Genomic DNA, 675 nt, shown 5'->3' with positions numbered 1-675 from the left:
GGCTCGGCGCCCCGGAGCGGACCGTACGGCAGCGCCGGTCGCTCGACTGGCTCCCCGTGGCCCGCCCGTCCGCCCCCCGGGACGGCGGCTGGCTCGCGCTCGTACCGGACGGTTTCGGCGACGACCCGTTCGTCACGGCCGCGGTCGAGGCCCTGGGCGCCGAGGGCGCCCAGGTCACCGTCCAGAACGTCGACCTCGGCAGTGACGACGAGTCGCTCGTCAAGGCCCTCGCCGCCGGGATCGCCGACACCGGCCCGGCCGGCGTCCTCTCGCTGCTGGACGCCGACGCCACCCCCGACGGTGACGGCGGTACCGCGCCCCGCGGCGCCCTGGCCACCCTGACCCTCGCCCGGATACTGCACGAACTCCCGGACGCTCCGGTCCTGTTGTGTGCCACGGACGACACCCGTGACCACCCCGCCCCGTCCGGCCTGGTCTGGGCCGCCTGACCCCGCGGCAGGCGAACCATGACGACCCCCACAGGGCCGATGACGCGCCCCGCAGGACCGATGACGACCTCCGCAGGGCCGATGACGCGCCCCGCAGGACCGATGACGACCTTCGCGGGACCGACGACGAGCCCCGCGGTACCCATGACAAGCCGCATGCCCCCCGCCGGGCCGGCCGCGCACGACCCTGAGCAGGGGGCGCCCGGGCCCGGCGGGGGGCATGCGG

At 76.9% G+C, this 675-nt stretch carries 1 protein-coding gene; it reads left to right on the top strand.

The genetic code is table 11. The annotated features are described in order from the left end of the window. On the top strand, window positions 1-449 hold a 449-nt coding region (locus tag CCN72_RS39440), incomplete at its 5' end, for a Rossmann-fold NAD(P)-binding domain-containing protein (protein ID WP_158101481.1). Window positions 450-675 lie beyond the last annotated feature (226 nt).

Origin of the sequence: Streptomyces murinus, from assembly GCF_002154555.1 — a bacterium.
Lineage (GTDB): Bacteria > Actinomycetota > Actinomycetes > Streptomycetales > Streptomycetaceae > Streptomyces > Streptomyces murinus.
Note: the sequence above shows the minus strand (reverse complement) of the source record. Positions and strands in the feature narration are given on the sequence as shown.